20 protein-coding genes and 1 rRNA gene are annotated in these 22932 nt (G+C 67.7%); 9 read left to right on the top strand and 12 right to left on the bottom strand.

Annotated features, from left to right (window positions below):
* Positions 1–62: 62 nt before the first annotated feature.
* Positions 63–1553: a CoA-acylating methylmalonate-semialdehyde dehydrogenase gene (locus tag BIU82_RS17100; RefSeq protein ID WP_070350782.1), complete on the bottom strand. Its 1491-nt coding sequence runs from the start codon at positions 1551–1553 to the stop codon at positions 63–65.
* A 119-nt stretch (positions 1554–1672) separates the two neighbouring features.
* Here BIU82_RS17100 and BIU82_RS17095 point away from each other — a divergent pair, with 119 nt between their 5' ends.
* From BIU82_RS17095 to BIU82_RS17085, 3 genes are all read left to right on the top strand, one after another.
* Positions 1673–3367 (top strand): PucR family transcriptional regulator, encoded by a 1695-nt coding sequence (locus BIU82_RS17095; RefSeq protein WP_083292404.1) that lies wholly within the window; start codon positions 1673–1675, stop codon positions 3365–3367.
* An 18-nt stretch (positions 3368–3385) separates the two neighbouring features.
* The gene (locus BIU82_RS17090) at positions 3386–3940 is read left to right on the top strand and encodes a dihydrofolate reductase family protein (RefSeq protein WP_070350660.1); all 555 of its coding nucleotides are present in this window, start codon (positions 3386–3388) and stop codon (positions 3938–3940) included.
* A gap of 205 nt (positions 3941–4145) precedes the next feature.
* Positions 4146–4550, top strand: coding sequence for an SHOCT domain-containing protein (locus BIU82_RS17085; protein ID WP_216099043.1), 405 nt, complete (start codon positions 4146–4148; stop codon positions 4548–4550).
* 45 nt (positions 4551–4595) lie between these two features.
* On the opposite strand, the gene BIU82_RS17080 is transcribed toward BIU82_RS17085, so the two are convergent.
* From BIU82_RS17080 to BIU82_RS17060, 5 genes are all read right to left on the bottom strand, one after another.
* Positions 4596–4985 (bottom strand): tautomerase family protein, encoded by a 390-nt coding sequence (locus tag BIU82_RS17080; protein ID WP_070350658.1) that lies wholly within the window; start codon positions 4983–4985, stop codon positions 4596–4598.
* Between the two features lie 102 nt (positions 4986–5087).
* Positions 5088–5516: a YgjV family protein gene (locus BIU82_RS17075; RefSeq protein WP_070350657.1), complete on the bottom strand. Its 429-nt coding sequence runs from the start codon at positions 5514–5516 to the stop codon at positions 5088–5090.
* 123 nt (positions 5517–5639) lie between these two features.
* The gene (locus BIU82_RS17070) at positions 5640–6476 is read right to left on the bottom strand and encodes a sugar phosphate isomerase/epimerase family protein (protein WP_070350656.1); all 837 of its coding nucleotides are present in this window, start codon (positions 6474–6476) and stop codon (positions 5640–5642) included.
* On the bottom strand, positions 6473–7687 hold the full coding sequence (locus BIU82_RS17065) for a dihydrodipicolinate synthase family protein (RefSeq protein ID WP_070350655.1): 1215 nt from the start codon (positions 7685–7687) through the stop codon (positions 6473–6475). The genes BIU82_RS17070 and BIU82_RS17065 overlap by 4 nt, the downstream gene beginning before the upstream one ends.
* Positions 7687–8856, bottom strand: a complete 1170-nt coding sequence (locus BIU82_RS17060) for a Gfo/Idh/MocA family oxidoreductase (RefSeq protein WP_070350654.1) — start codon at positions 8854–8856, stop codon at positions 7687–7689. The genes BIU82_RS17065 and BIU82_RS17060 overlap by 1 nt, the downstream gene beginning before the upstream one ends.
* Before the next feature lie 171 nt (positions 8857–9027).
* Between BIU82_RS17060 and BIU82_RS17055 the strand changes: the two genes are divergently transcribed.
* Positions 9028–10083, top strand: coding sequence for a LacI family DNA-binding transcriptional regulator (locus BIU82_RS17055; RefSeq protein ID WP_070350653.1), 1056 nt, complete (start codon positions 9028–9030; stop codon positions 10081–10083).
* Here the strand turns inward: BIU82_RS17055 and BIU82_RS17050 are convergent, their stop codons facing one another.
* Positions 10084–10755: a M15 family metallopeptidase gene (locus BIU82_RS17050; protein ID WP_070350781.1), complete on the bottom strand. Its 672-nt coding sequence runs from the start codon at positions 10753–10755 to the stop codon at positions 10084–10086.
* An 89-nt stretch (positions 10756–10844) separates the two neighbouring features.
* Here BIU82_RS17050 and BIU82_RS17045 point away from each other — a divergent pair, with 89 nt between their 5' ends.
* Both BIU82_RS17045 and BIU82_RS17040 read left to right on the top strand, forming a co-directional pair.
* Positions 10845–11513: a response regulator transcription factor gene (locus BIU82_RS17045; RefSeq protein WP_070350652.1), complete on the top strand. Its 669-nt coding sequence runs from the start codon at positions 10845–10847 to the stop codon at positions 11511–11513.
* Positions 11510–12637 (top strand): HAMP domain-containing sensor histidine kinase, encoded by a 1128-nt coding sequence (locus BIU82_RS17040; RefSeq protein ID WP_070350651.1) that lies wholly within the window; start codon positions 11510–11512, stop codon positions 12635–12637. The genes BIU82_RS17045 and BIU82_RS17040 overlap by 4 nt, the downstream gene beginning before the upstream one ends.
* Here BIU82_RS17040 and BIU82_RS17035 read toward each other — a convergent pair.
* A complete protein-coding gene (locus BIU82_RS17035; RefSeq protein ID WP_070350650.1) occupies positions 12634–13377 on the bottom strand; it encodes a TIM barrel protein in 744 nt (247 codons plus the stop codon). The two genes, BIU82_RS17040 and BIU82_RS17035, sit on opposite strands and share 4 nt — an antisense overlap.
* A 70-nt stretch (positions 13378–13447) precedes the next feature.
* On the opposite strand from BIU82_RS17035, the gene BIU82_RS17030 reads away from it, so the two are divergent.
* From BIU82_RS17030 to BIU82_RS17020, 3 genes are all read left to right on the top strand, one after another.
* The gene (locus BIU82_RS17030) at positions 13448–15145 is read left to right on the top strand and encodes a helicase HerA-like domain-containing protein (RefSeq protein WP_171906572.1); all 1698 of its coding nucleotides are present in this window, start codon (positions 13448–13450) and stop codon (positions 15143–15145) included.
* A gap of 196 nt (positions 15146–15341) precedes the next feature.
* Positions 15342–16286 carry a hypothetical protein gene (locus tag BIU82_RS17025; RefSeq protein ID WP_171906578.1) on the top strand — a complete coding sequence of 315 codons (945 nt, stop codon included), beginning with the start codon at positions 15342–15344 and terminating at the stop codon, positions 16284–16286.
* A 142-nt stretch (positions 16287–16428) separates the two neighbouring features.
* A complete protein-coding gene (locus BIU82_RS17020) occupies positions 16429–17715 on the top strand; it encodes a mechanosensitive ion channel (RefSeq protein ID WP_070350647.1) in 1287 nt (428 codons plus the stop codon).
* A 65-nt stretch (positions 17716–17780) separates the two neighbouring features.
* Here the strand turns inward: BIU82_RS17020 and BIU82_RS17015 are convergent, their stop codons facing one another.
* The 4 genes from BIU82_RS17015 to rrf form a co-directional block, all read right to left on the bottom strand.
* On the bottom strand, positions 17781–19766 hold the full coding sequence (locus BIU82_RS17015; RefSeq protein WP_070350646.1) for an NHL domain-containing thioredoxin family protein: 1986 nt from the start codon (positions 19764–19766) through the stop codon (positions 17781–17783).
* Positions 19766–21961 (bottom strand): cytochrome c oxidase assembly protein, encoded by a 2196-nt coding sequence (locus tag BIU82_RS17010; RefSeq protein ID WP_070350645.1) that lies wholly within the window; start codon positions 21959–21961, stop codon positions 19766–19768. The genes BIU82_RS17015 and BIU82_RS17010 overlap by 1 nt, the downstream gene beginning before the upstream one ends.
* A gap of 139 nt (positions 21962–22100) precedes the next feature.
* Entirely contained in the window at positions 22101–22385 is a 285-nt protein-coding gene (locus tag BIU82_RS17005; protein WP_070350644.1) for an HU family DNA-binding protein, read from the bottom strand.
* Positions 22386–22691: 306 nt separating this feature from the next.
* A 5S ribosomal RNA gene (rrf, locus tag BIU82_RS17000) occupies positions 22692–22808 on the bottom strand.
* Positions 22809–22932: the final 124 nt, after the last annotated feature.

Below are 22932 nucleotides of genomic sequence, written 5' to 3'. Positions count from 1 at the left end.
TGTCTGGTGAAGCGGGAGGGAGGACGACGACGGCGGGCGGCGGCCGCCGTCGATCCTTAGGTTCAGGAGTTGGTGGGGAAGCCGAGGTTCAGGCCGCCGTGGCTGGGGTCCAGCCAGCGGGAAGTGACCACCTTGCCGCGGGTGAAGAAGTGCACCCCCTCGCTGCCGTAGGCGTGGGTGTCCCCGAAGAGGGAGTTCTTCCAGCCGCCGAAGGAGTAGTAGGCCATGGGTACGGGGATGGGCACGTTGATGCCCACCATGCCCACGGTGACCTCGTTCTCGAAGCGGCGGGCCGCGCCGCCGTCGTTGGTGAAGATGGCGGTGCCGTTGCCGTAGGGGTTGGAGTTGATCAGTTTCATGCCTTCGTCGAAGCCGTCCACGCGCACCACGGAGAGGACCGGGCCGAAGATCTCGTCCTGGTAGATGCTCATCTCCGGGGTGACGTTGTCGAAGAGGGTGGGGTTGAGGAAGAAGCCTTCGCCCTCCGCGTCCGGGTTGGGCTTGCGGCCGTCGATCACCACAGTGGCGCCGGATTCGATGCCGGCGTCGATGTACCCGGCCACCTTGTCCCGGTGGGCTGCGGTGATGAGCGGGCCCATGTCGCAGCCGCGGGTGCCGTCGCCGATGCGCAGGGTGTGGGTGCGTTCGGCGATCTTGGCCACCAGTTCGTCCGCGATGGAGTCGACGGCGATCAAGGCGGAGATGGCCATGCAGCGTTCACCCGCGGCACCGAAGCCCGCGTTGACGGCGGCGTCGGCGGCCAGGTCCAGGTCCGCGTCCGGCAGCACGAGCATGTGGTTCTTGGCGCCGCCCAGGGCCTGGACGCGCTTGCCGCTGGCGGTGCCGCGCTCGTAGACGTACTTGGCGATGGGGGTGGATCCCACGAACGAGACGCTGGAAACCTCCGGGGAGTCCAGGATGGTGTCCACGGATTCCTTGTCGCCGTGGACCACGTTGAAGACGCCGTCCGGCAGGCCCGCTTCCTTCCACAGGGCGGCCAGCCAGTTGGCGGCGGTGGGGTCCTTCTCGCTGGGCTTGAGGACGATCGTGTTGCCGGCGGCCAGTGCCACGGGGAAGAACCACATGGGCACCATGGCCGGGAAGTTGAAGGGCGAGATGATGGCAGCGACGCCCAGCGGCTGGCGGACGGAGTGCACGTCCACCTTGGTGGAGGCGTTCTCCGTGTAGCCGCCCTTGATCAGGTGCGGGATGCCGCAGGCGAACTCCACCACTTCCTGGCCGCGGGCGATCTCGCCGAGGGCGTCGTCCAGCACCTTGCCATGTTCGGCGGTGATGATGGCGGCGAGCTCGCCCTTGCGGGCGTTCAGCAGCTCACGGAACGCGAAGAGGATCTGGACACGGCGGGCCAGGGAGGTGTCCCGCCAGCCCGGGAAGGCGGCGGCAGCGGCGGCGATGCCTTCCTCGGTGGTGGCCTTGCTGGCCAGGGCGACGCGGGAGGTCACCTTGCCGGTGGCGGGATTGGTGACGTCGGCAAAGCGGCCGCCGTCGCCCGCGGTGGTGGTGCCGTTGATCCAGTGCCCGATGGTCTGCAAGGAGGTGGTCTGCATGGGAGTCCTTTCACGAAGTGTGCTGACTCCATGGTGTGCCCCGGCAATCCCGCGCGCACCTGACATGTTGTACCCAATTCCAAGATCAGATTTACACTGTGTCCATGCCGTCGCCGTCGATGCTTTCGCCCGCCGCCCAGCGCCCGCTGACCGTCCGGGACGCCCTCGCCCTGCCGCCGCTGCTGGCCGGTTCCCCGGAGATCCTCGCCGGCGAGGCGGAGCTCGACCGGCCGGTCCGCTGGGTCCACATCGCCGAGGAAGCGGACACCAGCGCGCTACTGGAAGGCGGCGAACTGGTCCTCACCACCGGGCTCGCCTTCCGCCACTCCCCTGAACTGACCGCCGCGTTCCTGGCGCGTTTCCGCACGGCCGGCGCGGCCGCCGTCGTCGTCGAACTGGTGGACGACGACGGCGCCCCGGACACCGCGGCCATCGACGTTTTGCGCGGGGCAGCGCAGTCCGTGGCAGCGGCGCCGCTGATCCTCCTCACGCGCCGGACCCGCTTTGTCCAGGTCACCGAAGCCGCGCACAAAGCGCTCATGGACCGGCAGGTAATCCGGCTGGAACGGGCACGGCAGGTCCACGAAGTGTTCACCGCACTGGGCCTGGAAAATGCCGCGGAGGCCGACATCGTGCGGACCACCGCGGAACTGCTGGGCAGCCCCGTGGTGTTCGAGGACCCCGCCCACCTGGTGCTCAGCTACGCCGCCGTGCAGGAAAACCCCATCAAGCTGCTGGATGAGTGGGCCGAACGTTCCCGCTTTGTCGGCTACCTCAACCACACCGGTTTCGGGACCGGCGGCGAGCGCTGGCTCCAGACCCCTGTGGGCCTGAAAGGGCAGCGCTGGGGCCGGCTCGTGGCCCCCGCCCTGGCAGCGCCCGCAACGGACACCGGGGATGCCCCTGGCTGGGATTTCGAGGACGCCCTCCAGGTCCTTGAGCGCGCGGGCCAGGCGCTCACCATGGCCCGCATGGCCGGACGGGACCGGCGCGAGCTGCTGTTCCAGGCGCGGGCCGGCCTGGTGCAGGACCTCCGCCAGGCGTCGCCGCCCAGCGAAGCGGAAGCCGTGGCCCGGGCGGGTGCACTGGGCCTGTCCTCCGCGGCCGCGTGTGTTCCCGTCGTTGCGCGGCTGGACGTTGCCGGCCGGGAAGGAGGAACCGATCCTTCGGATGCCACAGCCGTGCAGCTCCGCGAGCGCGCGTTCCTGGATGCCCTGCAGGACTGGTCGCGGCAGGAGCGGCAGTCGATTCTTGCCGCCAGCCTGCGCGCGGGATCCGTGGCCATCCTGCTTCCCCTGGCGGCCTTGGAACTTGAGGATTCCATGCTGCACCGCCTGGCTGCCGGGGCCCGGAGTTCCGGCGTGGGCTGCACCATCGGCGTGGGGAAGGCTGACCGTTCGCTGCTCCGGGCCGCCCGCGGCCTGGACGACGCCGACCAGGTGGCCGAGACCGCCGCCACCCTGGGTTCGCGGAACCGTCCGTTCTACCGCTTCGGGGACGTCCGCCTCCGGGGACTGTTGTCCCTCCTGGGCGGGGATCCCCGGGTGAAATCCTTCGCGCAGGCAGAGCTGGGGCCGCTGCTGGAGCCGCTGGACCGGGAAGGCTTGGAGCTCCTGGCCGCGTACTTGGAGCACGCAGGCAACATGTCCTCCCTGTCACGGGCCCGGAACATCAGCCGCCAGGCCCTGTACGCGCGCATCCGCAGGCTGGAACACCGGCTCGGTTTCCCGCTGGACAACGCCGAATCCAGGACCTCCCTCTCGGTCGCGCTGCTCTGGCACAGCCTGCATCGCAGCTGACAGGCGTACCCTCGGAGCATGGCCAAGCTGATCTACACAGCCATCACGTCTTTGGACGGATACATCGCCGACGCCGAGGGCAACTTCGACTGGAGCGCCCCGGACGAGGAGGTCCATGCCTTCGTCAACGAGCTCGAGCGGCAAGCCGGAACCTACCTGCTCGGCCGCCGCATGTACGAGGTCATGGGGTGGTGGGAGGACCTGGACACCAGCAGCGAGCCCCAGGTCATCAAGGACTACGCGGACATCTGGCACGCGGCGGACAAGATCGTCTATTCCACCTCCCTGACGGAGCCCGTCACCGCGCGGACGCGCCTTGAAAGAACGTTCGACGCCGGTGCCGTCCGGGCATTGAAGGCTTCAGCCGGGCGGGACCTCTCCATCGGCGGGGCCGCCTTGGCGGCGGAAGCCATCAAGGCGGGCCTGGTGGACGAGTTCCGTTTCTTCCTCAGCCCCGTGACGGTGGGGGCCGGCAAGCGGTTCCTGCCGGACGGCGTCGGGCTCAACCTCGAACAGCTGGAAGAGCGCCGCTTCGGCAACGGCGTGGTGTACCTCAGTTACCGGAACCGCTAGGTGCGCACCATCCCGCTCGGCACCAGTCAGAGAGTCATCATTGTTGCGAGCAAGCAGGAAGGCAAGTGGTTCACCATGACCCCCGCGCAAGGAGTGTTGCCTTTCCCCCAAGGCTCAGTGCTTCCCTTTCACCAGTAAGCCCGGCTTCATGTAGGCGCAGCGGCCTGGGATGGTCAGCGAAGATGCGCGGGGCTATCCTCGGGAGATGAACGAACATGCGGTTTCCACCGGCCCCGGCGGATACATGCTGGTGTTCAGCATGAACCGGAAGTGGCTTCGGATTGCGGTGTTGTACGCGGTTGTAGCTGGGGTGGTTATTGCGGCCGTGGCGAGCGCGGCGGAGCCCTTTCGGATCCCGCTGGGAATCGCGTTAGGCGTTCTCGTGATTACCCTCGCCGTCGCATTTGCCGGCAAGCGCTCGTCGGGACAGCAGGCGCGGGAAGTACCGTCAGCAGACACCCACGCGGGCGTGCCGCGGACAGTGCTTCGGAAGTTGCGGGGCAGAAAGCCCGTGGCGGCAGAACTGGCTCTTCTTGCGGAGCTCCACGCCAAAGGCGCACTCTCTGACGAAGAATTCAGCGCCGCCAAGCGTCGCACCCTGGGAGGCTGATCCAGCAGAACCGGCTGCCCTGGAATCCAAGTTGATGTGCCGCGCCTACGTTCGCACCTTGTAGTCGAGGTTCAGTTCGTCGGCGGGCAGGCCGCGGATTCCCCAGTCGTGGCGCGGGGTTTCGATGAGCACGATCTCGAGGTCGTTCGGCTCGATGCCAAGCGTGTCCCGGAACCCGTCGAAGAGGGCACGGTAGAAGCGTTTCTTGGTCGCCACCTCGCGGCCTTCGAAGAGGATGCCTTCGATGATCGTGTAGCTGCTGCTCCGCGAGTCCGGGTAAATGAACGACTCCGGATCCAGGGGAATGAAGCGGTGGAAACGCTTGTCTGCGGGCAAGCCGAGCACGCCCACGGATGCCTGGTGCAGCACGTCCGAAATCTGCTGTTGTTTGCCTGCCAATGATTCCGCGTTGCCGTAGATCTTGAATTGCGCCATGGGATCAGTGTGCCAAAGGGGCCGGGCCCGCCGTTTCGATGGTTCCCTTCACAGTCGATGGTGCCCATCATCGATTCGGAAGGGAACCATCGATTCCAGGCACTACCCCTCCGCGGGAACCGGTGAACCGTAGGCGGCGGCTCGGGGCACCACGGGCACAGCGCCGGTCACGATCGGCACCGCTGCGGTGACCACGGGAACGGCCGCCGTCACTACGGCCGACACTGCCGCGGAGGCTGCTTCGGCGTCGGGCACCCCGGCTTCCGGACCGGCCGGGACAGACTCGTCCGCAGCGGAACCCTGCCGCATCCGGACCAGGGCCACGGCCGAGATCAGGAACCAGGCCACATTGGTCACCACGGACGGCCACGCGCCGTAGTAGGCACCGTTGAGGATGAAGGCCGTGGAGCCGATGAGGTTCGCTATCTGGAAGCGCCGGCCGGCCCGTAGCCAGCCCATGGAAACAGAGAGGTACGAAGCGAGCATCAGCACAGCACCGGTCCATCCGGCGACGTCCAACCACAGTCCCATAAACGAGCCCATTTCCGGCCAAAAACACATGAAAAAACGTCCGAGAACCGAACGCTACGCTCAATGCTCGGGCCTCCCTCCGGCGGCCGTCAAGGGCGCCGGAGGGAGGCCTTTGTCACAGCCTCAGGCGTAGGGCAAAATCAGTTCCGCGTACCGTTTTTTCATGGTCTCCAGCACGGCATTTCCGTCGGCGTCCCAGATTTCCTGGTTGAAGATTTCCACCTCGATATCGCCCGTGTATCCGGCGTCGCGCACCCAGCCGCCGATGGTCGCGAAGTCGATCACGCCGTCGCCCATCATGCCGCGGGACAGCAGGGCGTCAGAGGCGATCGGGAGGTTGAAATCGCATACCTGGTACGAGGCGAGCCGGCTTTCCCGCCCCGCCCGCTGGATCTGCGCCTTCAGCTCCGGATCCCACCACACGTGGAAGGTATCCACGGCCACCCCGACGGCGTCCGCCGGGTAGGGTGCCGCGAGGTCCAGCGCCTGCCCCAGCGTGGAGATCAACGCCCGGTCCGCGGCGTACATCGGGTGCAGCGGTTCCAACACCAAGCGCACGCCGTTCTCAACGGCGAACGGCACCAGTTCCTCCAGGCGGTCCGCCACGCGCTGCCGGGCAGCCACCACGTCCTTCTCGCCGGGGGCGAGGCCGCCGACGACGAGGAACAGTTCCCGCGTCTCCAGCGCCACGGCTTCGCGGACCGCCTCGAAGTTGTCGGCGAGCGCGGCGGCCTGCCCGTCGGCGTCGGGCGCGGTGAGGAAACCGCCGCGGCAGAGCGAAGAGACGCGCAGGCCGGCCTCGCGGATCATCCGCGCGGCCTTGTCCAGCCCGGCCTCGTGCACACGGTCCCGCCACGGACTGATCGCGGGAATCCCGGCGCGGACGCAGCCCTCCACGGCCTCGGCGAGGGTCCACTTCTTGGTGGTGGCGGTGTTGAGGGACAGCCGATCGAAACTCATGCTCCCACCCCGTTCACCCGCAGGAAACCGGCCATGCGGAACTCCGCCAGCGAGGGATCCAACAGCAGCCCTGCCTGGTCCGCCAGTTCGAAGGTGCGGGCCAGGTGGAGCACGGAACGCCCGGAGTGCAGCCCGCCCACCATCTGGAAGCCCGGCTGCTTGCCGTTGAGCCAGGACAGGAACGCGATTCCGGTCTTGTAGTAGAAGGTCGGTGCGCTGAAGATGTGCTTGCCGAGCTCACGGGTGGAGTCCAGGATGGCCCGCGCCTCGGCCGGGTTGCCGGCGTCGTATTTCTGCAGCGCCGCCGAGGCCGCCGGGTAGATGGCAGCGAAGATGCCCAGCAGCGCGTCCGAGTGGTGGGTGCCATCGCCGTCGATCAGTTCCGGGTAGTTGAAATCGTCCCCGGTGTAGAGCCTGACGCCGGCGGGCAGCGCCGCGCGCAGCGCCACCTCGTGCGCGGCGTCCAGGAGCGAGACCTTCACGCCGTCCACCTTGTCCGCATGCTCGCGGATAAGGGAAAGGAACGTCTCCGTGGCCTGCTCAACGTCGTCCGAACCCCAATACCCGGCGAGCACGGGGTCGAACATGGTGCCCAGCCAGTGCAGGATGACCGGCTCGGACACCTCCTGCAGCAAGGTGGAGTAGACGTGCAGGTAGTCCTCGGGGCCGCTTGCCACGCGGGCCAAAGCGCGCGAGGCCATGAGGATCACTTTGGCGCCGGCACCGCTGACCACGGCGATCTGCTCGCGGTACGCCTCGATCACGGCCGCCAGGCCGGCGGCCCCGGACGGCAGGGACCCAAGGTCCAGCTGGTCGGTTCCGGCACCGCAGGCGAGGAGGTCACGGACGGACATGTCCGCCGTCGCCGGCTGTGAGGAACCGGCGACGGCGGCCGCCTCCTTCGCGCTGCGGCGGATCAGCTCCTGCGTGGCGGCCCAGTCCAAGCCCATGCCGCGCTGGGCGGTGTCCATCGCGTCCGCCACGCCGAGGCCGTAAGACCAGAGCTCGTGGCGGTAGGCCAGGGTGTTGTCCCAGTCGAGGGAAGCCGGGGCAGCCGGGGTGTTGTCCGCTGTCGTGAGCGGGATGACGTGGGCGGCAGCGTAGGCGCGGCGCGACGTCAAAGGCGCGGACGGCTTGGCCCAGGACGTCGCGGGGCGGAGGGCGTAAGGGCGCGTGCCGCCGTCGGGGCTCGGGAGAAGGAGGGCCGCCATCAGAGCACGATCTCCGGGATATCGATGGTGCGGCGTTCGGCCGAGGACTGCAGGCCGAGCTCGGCGAGCTGGACGCCGCGGGCGGCGGAGAGCAGGCCGAAACGGTGCTCGCGGCCGGCGACGACGTCCCGCAGGAATTCCTCCCACTGCAGCTTGAAGCCGTTGTCCAGTTCGGCGTTGGCCGGGACGTCCTGCCACTGGTCACGGAAGGATTCGGTGACCGGCAGGTCCGGGTTCCAGACGGGTTTGGGCGTGTGGGCGCGCTGCTGGGCGACGCACTTGTTCAGGCCGGCGACGGCGGAGCCGTGCGTACCGTCCACCTGGAATTCCACCAGTTCGTCGCGGTAGACGCGCACGGCCCAGGAGGAGTTGATCTGGCCGATCACGGGATCGCCGCCCGGGGTCTCGAGTTCGAAGATGCCGTAGGAGGCGTCGTCCGCGGTGGCCTGGTATTCCTTGCCGGTTTCGTCCCAGCGGACCGGGATGTGCGTGGCGGTCTTTGCGTTGACGCTCCGGACCCTGCCGATGATGCCTTCCAGCACGTAGTTCCAGTGGCAGAACATGTCCGTGGTCATGCCGCCGCCGTCTTCCTTGCGGTAGTTCCAGGACGGGCGCTGCGCAGCCTGGATGTCGCCTTCGAAGACCCAGTAGCCGAACTCGCCGCGGATGGAGAGGATGCGGCCGAAGAAACCTTCGTCCACCAGGCGGCGCAACTTCACCAGGCCGGGGAGGTAGAGCTTGTCATGCACGACGCCGGCGGTGACCCCGGCTTCCTTGCCGATCCTCGCCAGCTCCACGGCTTCTTCGAGGGTTTCCGCCGTGGGTTTTTCGGTGAAGATGTGCTTGCCGGCCTGCATGGCCTTTTTGAGGGTCGCGGCACGGAGGCTGGTCATGGAGGCGTCGAAGATGATGTCCACCGAGGGATCGTTGATGACGGCGTCCAGGTCCGTGGTCCATTCGGCCACCTTGTGCTTTTCGGCCAGCTCCCGGATCTTGGCCTCGTTGCGGCCCACCAGGATGGGCTCCACCTGCACCCGGGTGCCGTCCTCCAGGGTGAAGCCGCCGGCGTCGCGGATGGGCAGGATGGAGCGCAGCAGGTGCTGGCGGTAGCCCATGCGGCCGGTGATGCCGTTCATGGCGATCCGGATCGTCTTTGTTTCGAAGCCCATGTGTCCTCCAAGGTCCCGGGCGAGTGCCCGGCCAGTCGTTGTGCGGATTGATGGAAAGCGCATTCCCATTTGCTCCAGTGTGCACGTCGGCATCCACCTTGGCAAGCGCTTTCCAGAACTTTCCCGCAAGCTGCCATAATGGGCGGAGACCGCACAAGGGAAAGGAAATCCGTGGCTGCAAGCACGCTGGCCGAGGTAGCCAAGCTCGCGGGCGTCTCCCCCGCCACCGCTTCCCGGGTGCTCAACGGCTCGGCCCGGACGCCCGGGGCAGGCATCGCCGAACGCGTCCGAAAGGCCGCCGAATCCCTCGGCTACGTACCCAACCTCCAGGCCCAGGCCCTCGCGAAATCCAGCACCGGCCTCATCGGATTGATCGTCCATGACATCGCCGACCCCTACTTCTCGGCCATCGCCCGCGGCGTCCAGGAGGCGGCACACCAGAAGCGGCGCATGGTCCTGTTGGCCACCACGGATGGCACGCCCGCCGGAGAGAAGGAGGCCGCCGCGGCCTTCGCCGCGCGCCGCGCGGACGCGATCGTCATCGCCGGCTCCCGCTCGCACCGGGCCGAAGACGCCGCCGCCAACCAGGACCTCGCCGCCGAGCTCGAACGGTACTGCCGCAACGGCGGCCGGCTCGGCGTCGTCGGGCAGGGAATCATCGGCTTGCCGGAAATTGACGGCTACAGCACGCTGCCCGTCCCCAACGAGGAACTCGCCCGGCAGCTGGCCACGGAACTCGCCGCCGGCCACGATGGCCCGTTCGTGATCGCGGCGGGACCGGACGGCCTGGCCACCTCGGACGAGCGCGTTCGCGGCTTCCAGCGCGGACTGGCGGACGCCGGGCGGCCTGCCGCGGAGGTACTGCACGCAGCCTTCAACCGCGACGGCGGATTCGACGCCGGCTCCCGGCTCGCCGCACGCTTGCGGGCAGAGAGCGCGCGGCCCTGCATTTTTGCGGGGAACGATGTGATGGCGATCGGCGTCGCCGCCGCCCTGCGCGGGGACGGTCTTTCAGTCCCGGAAGACGCCGCTCTGGCCGGCTTCGACGACATTGAATGGCTCCGGGACCTCCAGCCCGAGCTCTCCACGGTGGGCCTGCCGCTGGAGGACATCGGCCGGCAGGTGACGCTCGGCGCGCTCTTGGATTCCGGGGCAGACCCCGACGGCGCCGCCTCCGCCGGGATCAGCGGCACAGTGCGTCTGCGGCGCAGCACGGCGCGGGCATAGTTACTGCTGCATCCGCGGATCCTGGGTCGGGTCGGCGTACATTCCGGGACAGCCGGCGGTAACGGCTTCGGGGCGCAGCTCATAGTGCCAGGGTTCGTTGGCGTAAATCTGGCACAGGCCGTACGCCGCGCCGTGCCGCGACAACCAGGCCGTCGCATCCGCCTTGCCGATATCCACGGCGTTCCCCGACACGTGGCTGGATGTCTCCGGGGTGGCCACCCAGCGCCGGGCTTCCTCCTCGGACCCATAGCGGGCGACGGCGTCGTCGAGCAGCCGCTGCTGTTCCTCCGCGGAGCGCCATCCACTGGTCATCTGGAACTCCACGCCGTCCGCTGCGGCAGCCGCGGCAGCCTCCCGCAGCGCGCCGAGCAAGGCGGCGTCCAAATTCGCGACGGCGGGAGCGCCGTCGTCGAACACTGCGCCGTCGTCGAACACGCCACCGTGGGGCTGCGGGCGGCCCGGCGGGTCAGCTTCCCGCCCCTGGACACCTGGAACCTCGATCACCGGCGAACCGCTGGCCTCCGAGCTCTCGGCCGGTGCAGACATAGACGGCGACGCGAGGGATGCGGCCAAAGGCTGGGCAGCAGCGAGCGCGGCCGCCACCGCTCCCGCGGCGAGGAGCGCGGGTATCCACCTGCGGCGGGGCTTGTGCGTTTGGTGTAAATACGGCATGGAAGCAGTCAAGGCCGTGCCGTGTTGCCAGGGCGTATGCGGATTTCCATACACCCGCGATATGCGCCGACGCCTAGCATGGAGGCACTATGCGCGCATTGATCGTCGAGGACGAACCCCTCATGGCCGAGGCCATCCGCGACGGCCTCCGCCTGGAAGCCATCGCCGCCGATATCGCCGGGGACGGAGACGCCGCCCTCGAGCTGCTGGACGTCAACAGCTACGACGTCGCCATCCTGGACCGCGATATCCCCGGACCTTCCGGAGACGAAGTCGCCCGGCACATCGTGGCCTCGGGAAGCGGCCTGCCGATCCTGATGCTGACCGCCGCGGACCGCCTCGATGACAAAGCGTCCGGCTTCGAACTCGGCGCCGACGACTACCTCACCAAGCCCTTCGAACTGCGCGAGCTCGTCCTCCGACTCCGGGCGCTCGACCGCAGGCGCGCCTACAACAGGCCGCCCGTGCGGGAAATTGCCGGCCTGCGCCTGGACCCGTTCCGCCGCGAGGTGTTCCGCGATGGCAGGTACGTGCCGCTGACCCGGAAACAGTTCGCGGTCCTGGAAGTCCTTGTGGCGGCCGACGGCGGCGTGGTGAGCGCCGAGGAACTGCTCGAGCGGGCATGGGACGACAACGCGGATCCGTTCACCAACGCCGTACGGATCACCGTCTCGGCCTTGCGGAAGCGGCTCGGGGAACCGTGGGTCATCGCCACGGTGCCCGGCGTGGGGTACCGGATCGAGGAGCCGGCGCCATGAACACGCGAGGTACAGCGAGGCCAGGTACAGCGAGGCCGCCCGGCCTGAGCGTCCGCATCAAACTCACGCTCAGCTATGCGGGCTTCCTCATGGTCGCCGGCGTGCTGCTGCTCGCCGTCGTCTGGTTGTTCCTGCTGCGCTACGTCCCGGACTCGTCGGCGCTGGTCGACCTGTACGGCCTCCCTGTCCCAAGCCGCAGCGACCTCGAGAAGGCCTTCGTCCCGCGTGCTGTGTGGGCGATGGTCTTCCTGTTGGTGTTCGGCCTGGCGGGCGGCTGGTTCCTGGCCGGCCGGATGCTTGCGCCCCTGACGAAAATCACGGCAGCCACCCGCCAGGCCGCAGGAGGATCACTCTCGCACAGGATCGGGATGCCAGGCGGGCAGGACGAATTCCGCGAACTGGCCGATGCCTTCGACACGATGCTTGAGCGGCTCGAGGCCCACGTCGGCGAGCAGCGGCGATTCGCCGCCAACGCCTCCCATGAACTGCGCACGCCGTTGGCCATCACGCAGTCCCTCCTGGAGGTGGCCCGCAACGATCCGGACACGGATACCGATGAGCTCATCGCCCGCCTCCATACCGTCAATTCCCGCGCCATCGAGCTCACGGAGGCCTTGCTCCTGCTCAGCCGGGCCGGCCAGCGTTCCTTCACGCCGGAGCGCGTCGACCTGTCGCTCCTCGCGGAGGAAGCCGCCGAAACCCTGCTCCCCCTGGCCGAACAACGCGGCGTCGGGCTCGAGGTCTCAGGCGAGGTGGCCGCCGTCGCCGGCTCCCAGGCACTGCTGCTGCAGATGGTCACGAACCTCACGCACAACGCGATCGTCCACAACCTGCCTGACCACGGTACTGTCCGGATCAGCACGCATGTGGTGCCGGGCGGCGCGGTGCTCGCCGTCGAAAACACCGGCCCGCAGCTCGCCCCGGAGATACTGCCGACTCTCACCGAGCCGTTCCGCCGCGGCAACGAACGGGTCCGGACCGGGCATACGGGAGATGGGCATGCGGGAGCGGGCCTCGGACTGGCAATCGTCAAGAGCATCGTCACCGCCCACCGCGGAACGCTCACGCTCGACGCGCTCCCGGCAGGCGGGCTCCTGGCGACCGTGCGGCTGCCGGCTCCTTAGCCGAGCCAGCCCCGCAGGGTCGCCGCGTCGCGGAGCAGGTTCTCCGGAAGGTCATCGGCCACGAATTCGAGCATCACGTCGAGGTCCCGCTCACTGCCGCGCGCGGTTTCCAGCACTCCCTCCCACAGCGCCGAACGGGCATCGAGCGGCAGCCGCTCGCCGTGCGGCCACCAGGAAAAACAGTGGATGCCCATCAACCGGCCAAGCAGGCTCCGCAGTGCGTCGAGCGCCTCCGTATCGGAAACCCCGACGGCGGGCTGCCAGTAGGTGCCCACGTTCGGCCGGTCCACGCGATCCAAGAGTTCGAGGGTGCCGTCGACGGTGGCGGTCAGGGAGCGGTTGTGGAATTCGAAGGCGAGGTCCACGCCCCGCCCGGCCGCGAGTGCGGCGATCCGCCGGGTGTCTTCGACCACCGCGTCCCAGGTCCCGGCGTCGGCCTCGTGCGGTTCCACGCTGCCCGCCCAGATGCGGACGCGAGGTGCACCCAGTGCGGAGGCCACGTCCAGGACCGGCTCGAACTCCCCGAAGGTACCGGCGCGGTAGTAGGAGCCCAGCGAGAAGATCCGCAGCTGCGCTTCGGCGCAGGCCGCTTTGGCCCGGGCGGCAGCGGCGGCTTCCGGCACGTGGACGTCGCCGCCCCATTCGATGCCGGCCAGCCCGGCGTCCGCCGCAATGGCCACCACCTCGTCAATGCTGCGCGAGCGCAGCGTCACTGAACACAGGCCGGGATTCAATGTCATGCGACCACGCTAATTGGAATGCGCTTTCCAAGCAATCCCGGCCGTCACTGCGCAGGGCTAAGCTATGCGCATGGCCAACAAAACCGCAGAAGAGAAAATCGCCACCATCCAGCAGGGTTACACCCTTGAAGGCGCCACCATCGAACTCGGTGCAGCCATCGTGGACGGTGAAGTCCGCAAGGAAGCACAGGTCCGGCTCCCGCTGTCGATGATGAACCGCCACGGCCTGGTGGCCGGCGCCACCGGTACGGGCAAGACCGTCACGCTGCACATGATGGCGGAGCAACTGTCCACGGCAGGCGTCCCCGTGTTCCTCGCGGACATCAAGGGCGATCTCTCCGGCCTGGCCACCGCGGCCACCGCCAGCGAAAAACTCACGGCCCGCACGGAGAGCCTGGGCCAGCAGTGGTCCGCCAAGAACTTCCCCGTGGAATTCCTGGCCCTCGGCGGAGACGGCAACGGCATTCCCGTCCGCGCCACCGTGACTTCCTTCGGTCCCATCCTGCTGTCCCGCATCATGGAGCTCAACGACACCCAGGAATCCAGCCTGCAGCTGATCTTCCATTTCGCGGACCAGAAGAACCTGGAGCTGATCGACCTCAAGGACCTGCGCGCCGTCATCCAGTTCCTCACCTCGGACGAAGGCAAGTCCGAGCTCGAGCAGCTGGGCGGTCTTTCCAAGGCCACCGCCGGCGTCATCCTGCGTGAACTGGTGGGCCTTGAAGCCCAGGGCCTGGAGAAGTTCTTCGGCGAGCCGGAGTTCGATACCGCAGAACTCCTCCGCACCGCACCGGACGGCCGCGGCGTCATCAGCTGCCTGGAGCTTCCCACGCTGCAGTCCAAGCCCATGCTCTTCTCCACGTTCCTGATGTGGCTGCTCGCGGACCTGTTCGAGGACCTGCCCGAGGCCGGGGACCTGGACAAGCCCAAGCTCGTCTTCTTCCTGGACGAAGCACACCTGCTGTTCAACGGCGCATCCAAGGCGTTCCTGGAGGCCATCACCACCACGGTCCGGCTCATCCGCTCCAAGGGCGTGGGCATCTTCTTCGTCACCCAGACCCCCAAGGACGTGCCCGCCGACGTCCTGGGCCAGCTGGCCAACCGCATCCAGCACGCCCTGCGCGCCTTCACCCCGGAGGACGCCAAGGCCCTGAAGGCCACCGTGTCCACCTTCCCGGTGAGCGACTATGACCTCGAAGAAACCCTCACCTCCGCCGGCATCGGCGAGGCCGTCATCACCGTGATGAACGAAAAAGGCGCGCCCACCCCGGTGGCCCTGACCCGCCTGCGCGCCCCCGAGTCCGTCATGGGCCCCAGCGCCGAGGAACTCGTCCGCAGCACCGTGGGCTCCTCGTCCCTGCTGGTCAAGTACGGCACGGCCGTGGACAACCTCTCTGCCTACGAGAAACTCAACGGCCAGGCCGCGGCCCCCACGGGAGACGCCGCGCCCGGGCAGCCACCGGTACCGGCCAGCAGCGATCCCAACGTCATCGACGCCGAGGCCCGCCGCATCGAAGAGGAAATCCTCGGCCGGCCCAGCAGCCGCCCCGCCCCGCAGGCGCCGCCCGCCGACCTGCCACCGGCACCGGCCCCGGTTCCGCAGGGTTCCGGAGGACAGAACGACGGCGGCGGGCTGGGAGACATTGCCGGGGCCCTGGGCGGCGCGCTCGGCGGCGGCCTGAAGAGCATGGTGCGCTCCATCGGAACCCAGCTCGGCCGCGAGCTGATGCGCGGCATTTTCGGTAATTCTTCGCGCCGGCGGCGCTGAGCGTAGCGCTTCGCCAGCGCCCGACGGCGGCAGACGGCACACGCTGCCCGCCGCCGTCGGGCGCTTCTTTTTCCGTCTTCCGGGAGCCGCGCACGGGGAACGTTTCCCGGGTATCGGCGCCCCGGCAGGTAACGTAAGGGACGTGCAGCTCAGCCAAGCCTTCGTCAAGACCGCAGCCGGATGGCTGCTCGGTCTGATGCTTGCCGTGGCCGCATGCATTGTTGCCATCAACCTGGTGAGCAGCACCGTGGCAAGCCCGCAGCAGCCTGTGCGCGACTATCTGGCGGCCCTCAAAAGGGGCGACGGCGGCGCGGCGCTGGGCCTGCTGAACGCTTCCGTTCCGGGCGGAAATGCCGCGATGCTGGACGGCACGGCGCTGCAGACCGCGGCGTCGAAGATCTCCGATGTCAAGGTCGGCGACCACGAACCACGCGGCGGAAAGCGTGTCATGGTGCCGGTCGACTACACGATCGACGGCAACCAGCTGCACACCGAGTTCCTGCTCGAACGCACAGGCACGGAATGGTTGTTCTTCGGCCACTGGGAATTCGTGCCGTCCTCGCTACCGACCATCGATGTCACCGTGGTGAACGCCAGCGAAGCCAACCTCAACGGCGTTCCGGTGAACCTTCCGGACGGCCGGAACAGCTTCGCGGTCTTCTACCCGGGCCAGTACGAGGCCAGCCTCAGCGAAGAATTCTTCACCGCCATCCCGGTACGCACCTCGGTTACCGGCGACCACTCCAGCCAGACCCCGCTCAACCTGCTGACCCGCACCACGGACACCATGAACGAAGCCGTGGCGGGGAAGATCAAGCAGTACCTGGACAACTGCGCCGCCGAGGCCACCAAGCAGCAGCGGCTGCAACCGGACTGCCCGTTCTACCACGTGACCAACACGCCCATCGAGCCGGGCACCATCAAGTGGCAGGTCACCGAATACCCGAAGATCAGCATCGAACCCTTCGACGGCGGCTGGGAAGTGGCGCCGCTCAACGGCAAGGCGCGCGTGACGGCAAAGCAGATCGATCTGTTCACGGGCCAGGTCAGCACGCTCAATGAGGTGCAGGACTTCAGCTTCACCACCCGCCTCGACATCGGCGAGAACAGCATCACGGTGGTCCCGCAGGTGAGCTACTAAAGCCAAAAGAAAGACAATTTAGCCCCAAGAAAGACAATTTCCAATTCAACAAATTGGTTGTTTGGGCATGACAAACCATGTTTTGCTGTAACAGGGGACAACAGCAGTTCGCAGGAAAGACTTTTCCAGTGAAGGAGTTGTCATGAACATTGAAAGTTTCGACTGGGCGGGCATGGCACAGAAGGTTGCCATCGCCCTGATCATCCTCATACTGACCTGGCTCCTCGCCAAAGTGATCAAGTGGGCCATCTCAAAGCTCGTGGGCCGGTTCAAAGCCCTGCAGCGCCAAGGGAGCGACGGGCAACAGCTGGGGGACTCCCTCGGTAAAGTCGCGGCACTGATCGTCTGGCTCTTCGGCCTCGTGGCCATTCTGCAGGTCTTCGCACTGTCCGCGGTCCTGGCCCCGGTGCAGGACCTGCTCGGCAAGGTCATGGGCTTCATCCCGAACCTCATCGGCGCGGGCATCATCTTCTTCATCGGCTACATGATCGCCAAGATCGTGCGGCAGCTGGTCACCACGGCCCTGGGCACGGTGGACTTCAGCAAGCTCACGGCCAGGTTCAGGCGCGGAGAAACCGCAGAAGGCCACGCCGCAGCCACACCAGGCCAGGCCGTACCGGGCCACGCTGCACCGGGCCAGGCCAGCGCGCAGGAACAGAACGCCAGGATCGTCTCGATCATCGGTAACCTCCTCTTCGCGGTCATCATCATCGTGGTGGGTATCAGCGCCCTGCAGGTGCTGGGCATCGCCGCCATTTCCGATCCCGCGCAGCAGATGCTGACCATGATCATGAATGCGATCCCGCAGATCATCGCGGCGCTGATCCTGCTCGCACTTGGTTATGTGATCGCCAAATTCATCGGCACCATCCTTGAAAGCACCCTGCAGGGCGTCGGTGCCGATTCCCTCGCGCACAAGTGGCGGATCCTGCCCGCAGACCAGAGCGCTTCGAGCATCGTCGCGCTGCTGGTGAAGATCGCCATCATGCTGTTCTTCGGCATCATGGCGGCACGGCAGCTGAACCTGCCGGAAGTCACGGCCATCCTCAACCAGATCCTGGCCTTGGGCGGCAGCGTGCTCTTCGGCGGCCTGATCATCGCGGCCGGCTTCCTGATCGCCAACATCGTGGCTTCGATCCTTGGCCCGGGTACGGCCGGCACCGTGGTCCGCTGGGCCACGATCGCCCTGTTCGTCGCCATGGGCCTGAAGTACATGGGCCTGGCGGATTCCATCATCAACATGGCCTTCGGCGCGGTGGTTATCGGCGGCGCGCTGGCCGCCGCCCTCGCCTTCGGCCTGGGCGGCCGCGAGGCCGCAGCCCGCACCCTGCAGAAGCTGGAGAACAAGCAGCCGCCCGCGGCGCCGACTCCTCCCCCGGCTCCGCCGGTACCGCCGGCCCAGCCCGGCGCCTCGGGTCCCGTCGGATAGCAGGCACAAACAAAAGTGGGCGGTCCGGGAGCATTCCCGGACCGCCCTCTTTTGTGCCTAAAGCGTCAGTCCATGCCGCGCAGGTCCAGCACCAGTTCGCTGTCGCCGTCGGCCTGCAGGACCACGGGGATGCCCCAGTCCTGCTGGTACAGGTGGCAGGCGGCGTGGTCCGGGATCTCGCCGTCCTCGGTCTCGGGGCCGTCGCAGGCCGCGGCGCGGGCGGTGATATGCAGGACGCCCTCGGGCACCTCGGAGGACAGCTCCAGCGTGCGGAGCAGGCCTACGGAGGTCCCGCCGCCGGACACCAGGAGTTCCGGCGGGGTGGAAGAGATCTTCAGCTGCGTGGGATCGCCCCAGCGGTCGTCCAGCTTCTGGCCGGTCGGCGCCGTGAAGCGCACGGTCAGTTCCAGTGTCCCAGGAGCAACCGGGCTCTTGGGCCGCTGCGTCTGCGAGGCGCCCTCGTCCACCTGCTGCGCTTCCTTCGGAATCGGAACCAGGACCAGCTGGTGCTTGTTGGACTCCACCACCACCAGGAGCGGTTCACCGCCGTCGGGATGGACCACGACGACGTCGCTCGGCTCGGCGAGGCCGCGCGCCAGGGTGGACACGGACTTCGCCGCGGGGTCGTAGCGGCGCACCGCGCCGTTGTAGGTGTCCGCGATGGCCACGGAACCGTCGGGCAGGACCGTGACGCCAAGCGGGTGCTGCAGGCGGGCTTCGGCGGCTTCGCCGTCACGGAAGCCGAAGTCGAACAGGCCCTTGCCGATCGCGGATTCCACGGTCACGCCGCCGTCCGAAAGCACCAGGCGGCGAAGGGCCGAGGTTTCGGAGTCGGCAACCCAGATGTCGCCGGCGGCGTCGATGGCCAGGCCGGAGGGCTGGGCGAACCAGGCTTCCTCGGCACGGCCGTCCAGGAGCCCTTCGAGGCCGGAACCGGCCAGGATGGACACCTCACCGGACACGGGATCGAAAGCGAAGATCTGGTGCGTGCCCGCCATGGCGATGACCACGCGCTGCAGCTTGTCGCTCCACACCACGTCCCACGGGGAGGACAGGGAGACCTCTGTGCCGAGGCCCAGGAGGCCCACGTCCACGGCGTCGCCCGCGAAGTCAGCGGGGCCCTCGTGGTGTTCGGAAGCGGCGGAAGCAGCCCATTCCCCGGCGCCAGTATCCGTCACCCGGGCGGGGCCGGCGTCGAGCAACCGCTGGATGCCGTTGCCGGCAACGGTCTGGACGTAGCCGGAGCTCAGGGTCACGCCGCGCAGGCGGTGGTTCACGGTGTCCGCCACAACGGCGTCGTAGCCCAGCTTCCAGGCAAGCTCGGACGGCAGCACGGCCACGCCCTGCGGCTCGTTGAACTGGGCGAGCTCGGCCTGGCCGTCCAGGTAGCCCTTGGTGCCGGAGCCGATCACCCGCTCCACGGTCTCAAGGTCGGGGCGCAGTTCCACCAGGCGGTGGTGGCCGGAGTCGACCACCAGGTAGTTGCCGTTCTCCAGCGCGGTCGCCTTGCCCGGGAAGCGCAGGGTTCCCGACGTCGGCACGGGAGCCACGTAGGGGCCGTCGCCGCGGTGCAGGGTGCCCTTGGTTTCGTGTTCGGCCACGAGTTCCTCGAGGAGCACGGCCAGGCCGCCGGAGTGTCCTTCGCCGGAGAGGTGCGCCACGATGTAGCCCTCGGGGTCGATGACCACCAGGGTGGGCCAGGCACGGGCCGTGTAGGCCTTCCAGGTGGCCAGCTCCGGGTCGTCCAGCACGGGATGGTGGATTTCGTAGCGTTCCACGGCGGCGGCCAGGGCCACGGGATCGGCCTCGTGCTCGAACTTGGGCGAGTGCACGCCCACGGTCACCAGCACGTCCGAGTACTTCTCTTCGAGCGGGCGCAGCTCATCCAACACGTGGAGGCAGTTGATGCAGCAGAAGGTCCAGAAATCCAGCAGCACGATCTTGCCGCGCAGGGCTTCCAGGTCCAGGTCCTTGCCGCCGGTGTTGAGCCAGCCGCGGCCCACCAGTTCGGAGGCCCGGACCCGGTGTTGGGTGCGTACGGATTCGCTCATCAGCGTCCTTCCAGTGTCGTGCCGGGGTCGGCCTGCTTCGCAGCCCTGTGCCCCGGGTGGTTCTGTGCACGTTCGGTCTGTGCAAGTCTGGCATCGCGGTCGGCCAGCCGCGCAAACATGTCGTTGTAAGCGTTCAGCTCGGCGTCGTTATTCCGCTCGGCCGCCCGGTCCTTGCGGCGGGTCTCTCGCTCATCGGAGCGGGACCACATGATCGCGACGCCGATCGCCACCAGGAGCGTCGGAACCTCGCCGATGCCCCACGCCACGGCGCCGCCCAGCTGCTGGTCCGCGATCGCCGAGCCGCCCCACGTGCGGCCAAGGTTGCCGAAGTAGTCCGCGGCCAGCAGCCCGGTGCCGCCCATGATCGACACGCCGAAGAACGCGTGGAAGCCCATGGTGGCCAGGAGCAGCAGGAGGCGCATCGGGTACGGTGCCCGGCGCGGCAGCGGGTCCGTGCCGATCATCGTCAGCACGAAGATGTAGCCGGTGAGCAGGAAGTGCAGGTTCATTAGTTCGTGGCCAACGTGCTCCCGCATGGCCCAGCCGAAAGCATCCGAGTAGTAGAACAGCACGATCGAGCCGGCGAAGTTCGCGGCGGCGAACAGCGGGTGCGTCACCAGCTGCGAGAACTTCGAGTGCACGAACACCAGCAGCCATTCACGCAGGCCGCGGGAGCCGTCCCCGCGGGCGCCTTCACCACGCGACGGCAGCGCACGCAGGGCCAGGGTCACCGGCGCGCCGAGCACCAGGAACAGCGGGGCCACCATGGTGAGGGCCATGTGGTCCACCATGTGCACGGAGAACAGCACCATGCCATACACCGCCAGGGGGCCCGAGGTGATGTACGTCAGGACCACGAGGCCCAGGAGCCACACCACGGTGCGCAGCCACGGCCAGGAGTCGCCGCGTCGGCGCAGCTTGGCCACGCCCAGCAGGTAGGACACGGCGGCGAAGACGGCCACGGTCACCCAGATCCAGTCGAAGCGCCATTCAGTGAGCATGCGCTCCGGCGTCAGTTCCGGCGGCAGCTCGTAACCGGACAGGATGAACGACGGCGACGCGTCCGGCGCGTACGTCGTCGGCTCCGGCGGTGCCGAACGGCCCAGCGCCACGGCGAGTCCCGACGTCGCGCCCATCACGAGCAGCTCGACGAGGATCAGCTGCCACAGCACCCGGCGGGCGGACATGCCGCCGCGGCCGAGCTGCGGGATGACCCACTGCCGGTGCATGAAGCCGATGCCGCCCAGGAGCAGCGTGGCGAAGGCCTTGGCCAGGATCAGCTGCCCGTAGGCGGATCCGGTGAGTTCCTCGAAGGTGGTCACGCGGATGCTGGCGTTGATCACGCCGGAGGCGAAGACCAGGAAGAACGCGAAGCCGGCCAGGCTGGAGAAGCGGCGCAGGGTCTGCTCGGTGAGGTCCTTGCCGGCGGCCTTGCCGCCCAGGATGCCCGAGAGGACAGCCAGCATGATGATGCCGCCCACCCATGAGGAAACACCCACCAGGTGCAGGCCGAGCGAGTTGATGGCGCCGCCGTGGTCGCTGGAACTCGAGGAGTGCCCGATCAGCGCCGTGGGCACCATGCCGCACAACGCCAGGACCAGGGTGCAGGCGAGGCCGGCCAGGGAGCGGACGCCGAAGAGGATGGTGGTCACCACGGCGGCGATGATCGTGACGGCGAGCCAGGCCTTGCCGGTTTCGATGTCGGTCATGAAGTAGACCAGGGAACGCGTGAACTCGGAGTCGCCCGAGACGGACTGCCCCGCGATGTCTGCGTAGCTGAACACCAGGACGGCAACCGAAGAAAGGGTCCAGACGGCACCGGCGGCAGCCGCGACGGACAGCGCGCGGGTGAACAGGGGGTGCTCCGGGGCCTCCTCGCCGTCCTTGCTCCGGTGGCCGGGAAGGTTCCGCGGAAGGATCCCGACGGCGAAGATGAGTCCGCCCACCACGGTCGCCAGGGCGACGTTGTGGATGGCCTTGGCCATGGGCAGTCCCCAGCGCACCAAGGCGCCGGGATCGGACACCTGCCGGGCGCCTGCGGCGCCGGAGAAGAGCAGTGCCCCGGCCAGCGTCAACAGCAAGAGGGCGATGCCGGCCAGCTGCCAGGCAAGCCCGACGCCGTTTGCCGTCCCCGCACCGGCCCCTGCCTTCGGGGTGGGCTGGGGGGCTGTGGCGGAAGTTCTTGCTTGTGGCACCTATCCATTGTCCGCCAAGGCCGCCGGGGCCGCGAATCGGCGCCCTGCCGCAGTAGCGGGCCGTCGGCAAACGCACCGCTTAAACGCAGAAGGCGGCAGGCATGATGCCTGCCGCCTTCAGGGCGTTCGCCGAAGTGTCTTACTTCTTGGCGACAGCGGCCTTCAGCTTGGAGCCGGCGGTCAGCTTGACGCTGTGGCCTGCTGCAATCTGGATGGTCTCGCCGGTCTGCGGGTTGCGGCCGGTGCGTGCAGCGCGGTCGGTGCGCTCGATGGCCAGCCAGCCCGGGATGGTGATCTTCTCGCCGGCGGCGACGGAAGCTTCGAAGACCTCGAAGAGGGCGTCGAGCACGCCGTTCACGGCAGCCTGGCTGGTGCCAGCCTTGCCAGCAACCTCTGCAACCAGTTCGCTACGGTTCTTAGCCATTGTTGTCCTCCTGGACTGTACGTTTCTGGAGCTCCCGCACGGTATGCGCACGAGCCACTGTTCGAAAACTTACCAGCTTGGACCGACACGGCCAGCAAATTCCGCGTGTTTCCGCGCTTTTTTGACCAAATTCACGGGTTTTCGGCCGGTTTCGGGGGTTCCGGCCACCTCCGGGTACCGTGCCCCTGGGCGCATTTGCCTTGATGCCCGACGCCGGATGGCCGGGCAGCTGCTTGTTGGTGGTGTTGTGGGTTAAATGTGGGAGGCCCCCAAACCGTGTGGTTTGGGGGCCTCGACCTAATGGTTGTCCGGCGGTGTCCTACTCTCCCACACCCTCCCGGGTGCAGTACCATCGGCGCTGTGGGTCTTAGCTTCCGGGTTCGGAATGGGACCGGGCGTTTCCCCCACGCTATGACCGCCGTAACCCTTGTACCCGTCCCCGTGTGTGGGGTGGGAAGTCTTTGTGGTTACCAGGTGCTTGCTGGTTCTGTATTTTGTTGTGTTGGTTCCCTGACGGTTTGGTGCCGTGGTGTTGTTGGTTGGGAAC

It is taken from the genome of Arthrobacter sp. SW1 (assembly GCF_001766675.1).
Classification (GTDB): domain Bacteria; phylum Actinomycetota; class Actinomycetes; order Actinomycetales; family Micrococcaceae; genus Arthrobacter.
The sequence above is the reverse complement of the archived record's forward strand: the minus strand, read 5'-3'. Positions and strand labels throughout refer to the sequence as shown.